Genomic DNA, 9,774 nt, shown 5'->3' on the forward strand with positions numbered 1-9,774 from the left:
CCGACCGTCCCGTTTCCAGGACAACCCCTCTAACTTACCCGACTCCGACGACCGGTACAAACCGGGGCCTCAGCCGAACAGTCACAGGGGCTGCCGGACGCGAACGCACGCCCACCACACAACCATCGAGATGATCGAGGAGAGGGGCGCCGAACCGCGCCGACACGACAAGATTACCAGGCCTGGAACACCACCAGACCCAACAAGCGAACAACGCCCCTCAAGCCAGCTCTATTCCCCCAGGTCGCCCATGTGGGAGGAACCAGGACAAGCCAGGGACGCGAGGGGGTCCAACGGGCCGCGGACGCGATTCATTCCCCGGCTCCGCCGACTCAGGGGACGGCAGGCGCGGGTCATGCTAGGACTGGTCCAACCTCCTAGAAAGGGTAGGAACGGGACGTGATTCAGCAGGGATTCCCTCGCGCCCTGGTCGTTCTCCTCGGCTCCGCCGCCGCCGTCGTCACGCTCGCCGGCATGCAGGCGGTCGGCTCCATCCTCGGCCCGGTCCTGCTCGCCCTGACCCTCGTCATCGCGGTGTCGCCGCTGCGCGGCTGGCTTGCCAGGCACCGGGCTCCCGTGTGGGTGCAGGTGGCCGTCCCCTTGGCGGTGGTGCTGATCGTCCTGCTCGGCATGGTCGCGATCCTCTCCTTCGCCGCCGCGCAGGTCGCGATCCTCGCCCCGACGTACGCGACGCAGTTCAACGCGATGGTGGCGGACCTGCAGCGCTGGGCGGCGGGCCTGGGTTACGGGAGCGAACAGCTGAACAAGGCGCTGGCGTCGTTCGACGCCGGCAAGGTGATCGGGCTCGCGCAGAGCGTTCTGAGCAGTCTCCTCGGCGTGCTGTCGAGCCTGTTCCTGATCGTGGTGCTGCTGCTGGCGATGAGCCTCGACGCGCCGGTGTTCGCCCGGATCGTCGACGCCGCCGCCGTCGAGCGCCCCGCCATGGCCCGCGCCCTGATGACGTTCACGGACAAGACGCGCCGCTACCTGATCGTGTCGACGGTCTTCGGCCTGATCTGCTCCGTTCTCGACATCGCGGCGCTGTACGTGCTGGGCGTCCCGCTCCCCCTGTTGTGGGGGGTGCTCGCCCTCATCACGAACTACATCCCGAACATCGGCTTCATCCTCGGCCTGATACCGCCCGCCCTGCTGGGCCTGCTGGAGGGCGGGCCGAAGACGATGCTGTTCGTCATCGCCGCCTATCTGGCGATCAACGTGGTGATCCAGTCGTTCATCCAGCCCAAGTTCCTCGGGGACGCCGTGGGGCTGTCCACCACGGCGACGTTCCTGTCCCTGATCATCTGGGCGTGGGTGCTGGGGCCGCTCGGCGCGCTGCTCGCCATTCCGCTGAGCCTCCTCGTCCGCGCCCTGCTCATCGACAGCGACCCGGCCGGCGCCTGGGCCGCCGCCCTCATCTCGGGGCGGCTTCCGGACCGGGGCGGGACGCCCGCGGAGGGCAAGGGCGCCGAGTAACCGCCGTACGCGCGCCGCGCCGGGCGGGCGGCGGCGCGGCGCTAGTCTCGGTGACATGCGGCGATGGGACGTCGACGAGCGCGGGACCGGCATCGCGGACGGATCCGCGATGGAGCCTCAGGTGACCGCCCTGCTCGACGCGATGCGGCGGGACGGCTGGGTCACCGAGCAGCCCGAGGTGCATCTGCTCCCCCACCTGCGGCGGGCGTGCGGCTCGGAGTGGCTCCTGATCGGCGAGCGCCTCCTCGACGACGGGGTCTACGAGGTGACGGTGTCGCTGTCCGGCGACCGGGAGGGCGTCCACGTGCACCGCGAGGTGGTCCGCCTGCTGTCCGCCGTCGCCGAGCCGGCCTTCTACGTGCGGCAGGCCGGGCCCGGCGTGTTCGAGTGCGTCACCGGCGTCCTCGACGGCGACCCGCCGGGCTTCAAGAGCCACGGGCATCTGGTGCGCCTCATCGTGACGTAGCGGTCAGGGGTTCCCCACCGGGACGGGCGTGCTGCGGACGCTCGTCTGGCCGGAGTCCAGCGGGCGCGTGCGCCGCCACGGGAGCGCCGCGGCGAGGAGCGGCAGGACCAGCAGCGAGCTCAGCGCCCAGGGGGAGTGGAGCTCGTACCACTTCGGCCCGGGGAACTGCGTCAGCACCAGGTAGCCCACGGACGCCCACAACGTGCTGCCGATGATCGCGGGCCACGCCCACCGGGTCGGCCGGGCGACCAGGAACGGCATGAACCACATCAGGTACTGCGCGCCGAGGCGCGGCGTGAAGATCATGAACGCCAGCAGGATCGCGATCGTGACGTCGATCGGATCGGCCTTGCGCCACCAGACGAGGCAGGCGGCGACGGCGGCGTAGATGAGGTACTGGCCGATCCTGGCCGGGGCCGGGTCGAGGTTCCAGTTGCCGCCGCTCACCAGCGTCGTCCAGCCCCAGTCGCCCGTGATGGGGCGCACGTCGCTCGGCCGCAGGCCGATCGTGTTCAGCACCTCGGGCAGCTTGTTCCAGTCGGTGAACCCGGCGACCGGCAGCGTCAGCAGGAAGAACACGGGCGGGACGCCGGTCGCCACGAGCGAGACCACACGGGAGCGCAGGCCCGGGAGCAGCATCAGCATGGCCGGCACCAGGATGACCGGCCAGCTCTTGGCGCACAGCGCGAGCCCCATGAGCAGCCCGGCGCCCAGGGCGCGGGCGGTCGCCGCCCGGTCCTCGTCCAGGGGGTGGGTGAACCGGCGCACGAAGTCGCGGGGGCTGCTCCACGGCAGCGTCGCCGGGGGCCGCCAGCCCTCCGGCCCGCGTGCCACGACGTACGCGGCGACGGCGAACACGAGCGAGACCGGCTCGACCTGGCCGTGCACGCTCGCCACGAGGATGGCCAGGGGGTTGCACGCGTACTGGAAGGCGCGCAGCCGCGCGGCGGGGCCGCCGGCGAGCCTGCCCACGAGCGGGATCAACGCGATGTCGGAGACCACGGTCACGAGCCGCCCGGCGACCGCCCAGGGGATGTGCAGCCAGAGCAGCAGGCCGTACACGTAGGGGATCGTGGGGAGGAAGTGCCAGCCGCCGTTGCTCTCCAGCACGGGGTCGCGGTGGTCGAGGATCGCCTGCCCGGCCGGCTGGAAGCTGTTGACGTAGTCGACGGGCTGCCAGGTGTCCCTGGCGGAGAGCACGAGGATGAGCACACGGACGCCGATGCCGACGGCGAGCGTGACGGCGAGCGTGGGACGCCAGCCCTTCCACTGCGCCACGATGGCGAGCACGACGCCGGCGGCGAGGACGAGGGCTGTGGGGATCGCGTAGTCCATGACGATGTCAAGAGTGCCCGACAAACCTGGGAAGAGGCGACTTGACATCAGATTTCTTGCCTAACGGTCGCAATCGGTTACGCTCCGCGCTATCCTGACAACGCAGCGTAACAAACAGGAGACCTCGATGAAGATTCGCCTCTGGACGACCCTCGCCGTCGCCATGTTCGTGGGCATGCTGATCGGGCTGCTCGCCCCCACGCGAAGTGGCGGCCGGCACGGCAGGTAGGGGGGCGTACCTGCCGGGCCGGCCGCCGGCTCATTCACGGACCTCGGAGGCGGAGCGTCAGAAGCCCGCGGTCACCTTGGTAAAGTCCCAGTCGGACTGGGCGATGCCGCTGCAGTTCGAGACGACGCCGCCGCCGGCGCAGCCGCGGTCACGGTTCACGGCCCAGAAGGCGAGCCGGCCGAGGCCCTTCGACTTGGCGTAGTCGCGGATCTGCGTCCACGTGGCCACCGAGGTGACCTCCTGCTGGTCGGACAGGCCGTTCATGCCCGAGATGCCCATGTGCGCGTACGCCGTGGCGTCCGACCAGCCCCACGCCGACTTGAGGGCGTTCTTCAGGCCCTCGGCCGCGTTGACCGTGCTCTGGTACATGTTCGCGCCGCCGCCGAAGTCGAACGGCATGATCGTGTAGTTGTCGATGGTGACGCCGAGCGCCTTCGACTGGTTGATCAGCCGGGTGCCGTAGTAGGTCGGCCCGGTGGTGCTGGTGCCGAAGGTGACGACGACCTTGACGTTCGGGTTGTTCTGCTTGACGATCTTCAGCCCGCCGAGGATGCGGTCCTGGACGGCCTCGTTCTCGAACTCGTCGGAGTTCTCGATGTCGAAGTCGACGGCGGCCGGGTTGTAGGCGTTGACGACCTGCTGGACGGCCGAGGCGAACGCCGACGACGACGAGCAGTTCGGGCCGAGCTTGTTGCCCTGCCAGCCGCCGAACGAGATCTGCACGTTGCCGCCTGCCGCCTTGATCTGGGAGATCGCGCTCGCGTCGGCGCCGCCGGTCAGCGGGCGGGAGCCGTCCCAAGCCGGGGTGCAGCCGCCGCCGGAGAGCATGAACGCCATCGTGAACGCCTTGATGCCGGTGGCGCTCATGACCGTGGCCGGGTTCGGCGGGTTGCCCCAGCCCTCGTAGAGGTACGGGGCGCCGGGAAGCTTGCCGCCCCCGCCGCCGGTGCAGCCCGAGGTGCTGCCGGTCGCGGACCCGCTGGCGACCGACTCGCCCTTGGAGTTGTACGCCTTGACCGTGTAGGTGTGCGTGGTGCAGGTGCCGAGCCCGGAGATCGTCGCGCTGGTCCCGGTGACCGTGGCCCTCACGCTGGAGCCCTCGTAGACGCGGTAGCCGGTGACCGTGCCGCTCGACGCCGACCAGGACAGCGAGATCGACGAGTTCGTGGTGCCGGTGACGCTCGGGGTGCCCGGCTTGCCCGGCGTCCCGGCGGTCGGCGTCGGGGTGGGCGTCGGCGTGCCGCCGCCGGAGACCGGCTTCCACAGGGCCGGGACGTTCGGCGGCTCCCAGCCGGTAAGGGAGGTGTGGGCCTGGATGCACTCGTAGTCGACGCCGTTGTACGTCACCCGGGCGCCGATGGCGTACCAGGTGTTCGGCGCCCACGCCGGGTAGGCGAGCATGACCAGGCCGGCCGGGGCCGCGGACGCCGAGGCGCCGGAGGTGCCGGCGGCGAAGCCGGCGGCGGCCATGGTGAGGGAGGCCAGGACGGCCACGGCCGCCCGGACACCGGTGGTGAACCGGAGTTTCATGGAACCTCGCAGGGGGTGGGGGGTGGTCAGCCGAGGGAGTTGAGGTACGCCCGGTGGCTGCGGGAGAACTCGAAGTTGTTGAACTTGTCCCAGTTCACGGACCACGCCATCAGGCCGCGCAGTCCCGGGAAGACGCCGTGCGGACGGTAGGAGCCGCAGCCCGTCCCCTTCGCCAGGCAGCCGAACGCGCTCTGCACGTCGGCGACGGTGGTGAAGCCGTTCCCGGCCCAGGGAGCGGCGGGCAGGCCGATCGCCACCTGGTCGGGGCGCAGCGCGGGGAAGGTCGCCCCGCCGGCCACGGGGAAGCCGGTGAGCAGCATGTCGGTCATGGCGACGTGGAAGTCGGCCACGCCCATCGTGTGGTACTGGTCGTCCAGGCCCATGATCGGCCCCGAGTTGTAGTCCTGGACGTGCAGCAGGGTCAGGTCGTTGCGGAGCGCGTAGATCACCGGCAGGTAGGCGCCCGACCTCGGGTCGGCCGAGCCGTTGGGGCCGGGACCGTAGAACTGGTAGCCGAGCTGGACGAAGAACGTCTCCGGGGCCATGGTCAGCACGAACCTGGCGCCGTACCTGGCCTTGAGCGTCCTGAGGGCGGAGATCAGGTTCACGATCACGGGGGTGGCCGGGTTCCTGAAGTCGGAGTCACCCGCGTTGAGCGACAGCGAGTGGCCCTCGAAGTCGATGTCGAGGCCGTCGAGGCCGTACCTGTCGATGATGGCGCTCACCGACTGGACGAACGTGTCGCGGGCGGCGGCCGTGGTGAGCTGGACCTGCCCGTTCTGGCCGCCGATCGAGATCAGCACCTTCTTCCCGGCCGCCTGCTTGGCGCGGATGGCCGCGATGAAGTCGGCGTCGCTCTCGACGTTCGGGCACTCGGAGGCCGGGCACCGGGTGAACCGGATGTCGCCCGAGGTCACCGAGGTGGGCTCGCCGAAGGCGAGGTCGATCACGTCCCAGTCGTTCGGGACGTCGGCCATCCGGACGTAGCCCGAGCCGTTGGCGAACGAGGCGTGCAGGTAGCCGATCAGCAGCCGCTTGCCGCCGGGAGGAGGCGTCGGGGTCGGCGTGGGGGTGGGGGTCCTCGTCGGAGTGGGCGTCGGAGTGGGGGTCGGCGTCGGTGAGGGGCTCGCCCCGCCGGGGCCGTCGAGCACGACGTCGTCGGCGTAGTAGGCGCCCTGGCCGTACCAGCCGTTGACGTAGACGGTCACGCTCGTGGTCGACGGCCCGGTGGTGAACGACGTGGTCAGCTGCTTCCACGTGGCGCCGGGCGTCGCCCAGGTCTGCGCGTCCGACGTGCCCGTCCCCGTCACGCCCAGGAACACGTAGGCGCCCTGGACCCAGGCCGACAGCGCGTACGTCGTGGACGGCTTCACGGCGACGGTCTGCTGGCAGCGGGCGTAGTCACTGCCGACCGGCGTCGCCGACAGCGCGTGCGTCCCGCCGTGCACCGGGCCGGCCACCGCCTGCGCCCCCGACGACGCGGAGCACGTCCATCCCGACAGCCCCGACTCGAACCCCGGATTGCCGAGGATGTCGGCCGCGGACGCCGTGCCGGTCAGCGCGCCGGTGAACAGCCCCGCGGCGGCGAGGGACGCCACGGCGCCCAGCCCGATCGTTCTCTTCATGGAGGTCATCCCGTGTACGAAGCGAAGATCTTGGAGAACTCGTACGGCGACTGGGCGACGTTGGTGCACATGTAGAGGGCGCCGGTGCAGGCGTTGCGGTCGCGGGTGAGCTCCCAGAAGGCCAGCAGGCCGAGGTGCCTGCCCTTGGCGAAGGTCACGAGCTGGCGGGCGTCGTCCTGGTTGTAGACGTGGCCGTCGTCGTTTTGGCCGAGCATCGGCGTGACGCCGACCATCCGCCACACCTGCGCGTCGGACAGGCTCGGGTAGAGGGTCTTGAGCTGGGCGAAGGTGCTGTTGGCCGCCTGCACGGCCGCGTCCCCGTAGTCGACGGACTGGTAGTAGTCCATGGCCATGACGTTGACCGCGTCGAGCGTGACGCCGGCGTCCCTGGCGGACTTCACGACGTTGACCCCGTCGGCCGTGAGGCCGTTCGGCAGCACGGGGAGCGTGAGCGAGACCTTGAGGTCGGGGTGGGCCTGCTGGAGCCTCGCCAGGGCCTGCGACCTGCGGGCGATCGACGCCGGCTCGGCCGAGGCCGACCCCTCGATGTCGAGGTCGATGTACTTCAGCCCGTACGCGTTGACCACCGCGTTGTACTCGTTGTACAGCGAGGTCACGTCGCCGCAGGCCTGGGCCAGCTCGATGCCGGTGGCGCCGCCGAAGGAGATCTTCACGTCGCCGCCGCCCGCCCGGATCGCGTCGATCTGGTCCTTGGCCCACTGCTGCCGGGGGTCGTACGCGTTGAACCACATGGCCTTGCAGCCGGAGGCCGTGATGAAGGCGAGGGTGAAGTTCTTGAGGCCGGAGGCCGAGGCCATCGCGGTGAGGCTCGGAGTCGGCCAGGAGCCCATGTCGACGTACGGCGCGGTCCTGATCGAGCCGGGGTTGGGCGGCGGCGCGGTGGGCGACGTGGAGGGACTGGGTGAGGTCGACGGTGAGGGCGAGGGCGAGGGCGACGGGGACGGCGAGGTGCCGCCGGCGCACGAGCCGCCGTTCAGCGTGCAGTTCGCCGGGACGGCGGCGCCGCTGTTCACCCAGCCGAACGTCGCCGAGGCGCCGGGGGCCAGCGAGCCGTTGTACTCCCGGTTCTTGAACGTGTAGTGGGTGCCGGACTTCGTCATCAGGGCGTCCCAGTAGGACCCGACCGACGACCCCGAGGCCAGGTCGAACTCCACGGTCCAGCCGGAGATCGCCGACGTCCCGGTGTTGGTGATCGTGTATCTGGCCTGGTAGCCGGAGCCCCAGTCGGAGTCCTTGGAGAAGACCGCCTTGGCGGTGGCGGCCTGGGCCGGCAGGGCGACGAGCGCGAGCGCGACCGCGGCGAGCGCCACGAGAGCACGCCAGACGAACCTGATCTGCATGTCACAACCTCGTGTGGGGGGTGAAGGGGGAGGTCATGGATCCGTACGGCTGACGCCTGACGGAGGCGGCCGATGAGACGGCGCCAGCCGTACGGCACTCGAGGGCGTCTGGTGACGGGACGCAGGATCGGGTGAAAGGCTATTACTTTTAGGAAAGTTTCCTAAGAGTTGTTCGGATCGTAGCCCCAGGGAACACGGTCCACAAGGCCCAAACCGAAGGTGTTTCTGACGGCCTCTGTCAGGCCAGGTCAGGGCCGCCGCACGGGTTACGGCGGCGTTGCGTGACGGATCGGGGACGGCGCGGGGTCAGCGGAGAGCGCGCGGGATCACAGGGAGGGCGCGTCGGGCTAAAGGCGAGTGTGTGCGGTCAGGAGGGCGGTCACAGGAGAACGGTCACAGGAGGACGGCGCCGTCGCGGACGGCGTGCACCCCCGCGCCCTGGACGTTCTCGAAGTCGAGGAGGCCGGCCATCCGGTCGAGGTCGAAGCCGGCCTCGATCGTGCCGGGGTCCGCGGGCACGTACGCGGTGAGCAGGTAGTGCCGCCCGTCCGCCTCGCCGAGCGCGTCGAGCTGCGCGCGGAACTCGGCGAGCAGCGCGACCAGGTCGCGTCCGTCGTCGGGGCTCACGTGGTTGCCGGCGTGCCCCTCGGCGCCCGGCCACTCCCAGTCGACGTCGACGCCGTCGAACACGCCGGCCGCGCTGCCCGGGCCGCCCCGGCCGCCGGCCACGGGCAGGTCGCCCCTGATGTAGACGTCCAGGCAGGACCGCACGAACCGCTGCCGGCTCGCGGGCGTCCGCGCCGCGTCGGAGAAGTACTTGGAGTAGGTCCAGCCGCCGATCGAGATGAGGACCTTCAGGCCGGGGTGGCGGGCCTTGAGCTTCCTGAGCTGGTTGAAGTTGCCGGCGAGGGCGGCGTCCGGCGGGTCGGCGAGACCGTCGACGGACTCGGCGGCCGAGAAGCCCCTGAGGTAGTCGGCCCAGGCGTCGCCCGCGCCGTCGCCCTGGTCGGGGTCCTCGGGGTCGGGCCGGGCCGGCGCCGTCACCCCGCTCAGGCAGGTGAGCGAGTCGGGGTCGATGTTGGCGAAGGCGTAGTTGAGATGGGTCAGCCGGGAGGCGGTCCCGCTGGTCTCCAGGCTCCTGACCGTGTCGGTGGCGCCGTAGGCGCCGCGCTGGGCGAGGTAGCCGACCTTCACCGGCCGCCGCGTCACCGAGGGCGTGGGGCTGGGGGCCGGCGCCGGGGTGACGGTCACCGTGACCGTCACGACAGGGTCGGGGGCCGGTTCCGCCGCGGCGGCGGGCTGGACGACCGGCGGGGCGGCGGGGCCGGGCGCCCGGCTCGCCCGGGTCACCAGCAGCGTGCTCCTCGCGGCCGGCTCGGCGGTCTCCGTCGCCCGGGCCGGCTCGTACCACGCGACGAACAACGAGAACAGCACGGCGGCCAGGACCACGGCCGCGAAGGCGCCACGCGTGATCGCTTCCATGGGGATGGCTCCGGATATGCGGGCGCCCCTTGACGGGACGCGAGTGAAAGGAGAGGAATGTCGGGGGAGCGTAACGGCGTCCGTGCCGGGCCAACAAGGAGCGCAACCTTAACGGCGGATTAGCCCTGGCTCATGCCGCAGCAGGGCACGTTCCAGGCCGGACATGTGATCTGCGTCACACCCATGCGGCCTGCAACTTTCATGAAATGCCAGGCCCGCGGCCTCTGGGCGCGGCCGCCCGTCCAGGCGGCGGCGAGCCGCGCGTAGCGGCCG

General features: G+C 70.8%; 7 protein-coding genes. 2 read left to right on the forward strand and 5 right to left on the reverse strand.

What is annotated here, in order from left to right:
* Positions 1 to 399: 399 nt before the first annotated feature.
* Positions 400 to 1,473, forward strand: coding sequence for an AI-2E family transporter (locus MPTA5024_RS20720; protein ID WP_036327087.1), 1,074 nt, complete (start codon positions 400 to 402; stop codon positions 1,471 to 1,473).
* 55 nt (positions 1,474 to 1,528) lie between these two features.
* Positions 1,529 to 1,939, forward strand: a complete 411-nt coding sequence (locus MPTA5024_RS20725; RefSeq protein ID WP_036327089.1) for a hypothetical protein — start codon at positions 1,529 to 1,531, stop codon at positions 1,937 to 1,939.
* A 3-nt stretch (positions 1,940 to 1,942) separates the two neighbouring features.
* On the opposite strand, the gene MPTA5024_RS20730 is transcribed toward MPTA5024_RS20725, so the two are convergent.
* From MPTA5024_RS20730 to MPTA5024_RS20750, 5 genes are all read right to left on the reverse strand, one after another.
* Entirely contained in the window at positions 1,943 to 3,274 is a 1,332-nt protein-coding gene (locus MPTA5024_RS20730; RefSeq protein ID WP_036327091.1) for a hypothetical protein, read from the reverse strand.
* A 286-nt stretch (positions 3,275 to 3,560) separates the two neighbouring features.
* Complete coding sequence (locus MPTA5024_RS20735; RefSeq protein ID WP_036327094.1) at positions 3,561 to 5,033, reverse strand: carbohydrate-binding protein; 1,473 nt, start codon at positions 5,031 to 5,033, stop codon at positions 3,561 to 3,563.
* 26 nt (positions 5,034 to 5,059) lie between these two features.
* Entirely contained in the window at positions 5,060 to 6,658 is a 1,599-nt protein-coding gene (locus tag MPTA5024_RS20740; protein ID WP_051458463.1) for a chitinase, read from the reverse strand.
* A 5-nt stretch (positions 6,659 to 6,663) separates the two neighbouring features.
* Positions 6,664 to 8,019, reverse strand: coding sequence for a cellulose binding domain-containing protein (locus MPTA5024_RS20745; protein ID WP_036327100.1), 1,356 nt, complete (start codon positions 8,017 to 8,019; stop codon positions 6,664 to 6,666).
* A 393-nt stretch (positions 8,020 to 8,412) separates the two neighbouring features.
* Entirely contained in the window at positions 8,413 to 9,501 is a 1,089-nt protein-coding gene (locus MPTA5024_RS20750) for a glycoside hydrolase family 18 protein (RefSeq protein WP_051458464.1), read from the reverse strand.
* Between the last annotated feature and the right edge of the window lie 273 nt (positions 9,502 to 9,774).

This window comes from Microbispora sp. ATCC PTA-5024 (assembly GCF_000511135.2).
Lineage (GTDB): Bacteria > Actinomycetota > Actinomycetes > Streptosporangiales > Streptosporangiaceae > Microbispora > Microbispora corallina.

What these genes read in the sequence shown, in the direction of transcription:
- MPTA5024_RS20725 (WP_036327089.1), top strand. Translation starts at nt 1,529, where the DNA reads ATGCGGCGATGGGACGTCGACGAGCGCGGGACCGGCATCGCGGACGGA.
- MPTA5024_RS20730 (WP_036327091.1), bottom strand. Translation starts at nt 3,274, where the DNA reads ATGGACTACGCGATCCCCACAGCCCTCGTCCTCGCCGCCGGCGTCGTG.
- MPTA5024_RS20735 (WP_036327094.1), bottom strand. Translation starts at nt 5,033, where the DNA reads ATGAAACTCCGGTTCACCACCGGTGTCCGGGCGGCCGTGGCCGTCCTG.
- MPTA5024_RS20740 (WP_051458463.1), bottom strand. Translation starts at nt 6,658, where the DNA reads ATGAAGAGAACGATCGGGCTGGGCGCCGTGGCGTCCCTCGCCGCCGCG.
- MPTA5024_RS20745 (WP_036327100.1), bottom strand. Translation starts at nt 8,019, where the DNA reads ATGCAGATCAGGTTCGTCTGGCGTGCTCTCGTGGCGCTCGCCGCGGTC.
- MPTA5024_RS20750 (WP_051458464.1), bottom strand. Translation starts at nt 9,501, where the DNA reads ATGGAAGCGATCACGCGTGGCGCCTTCGCGGCCGTGGTCCTGGCCGCC.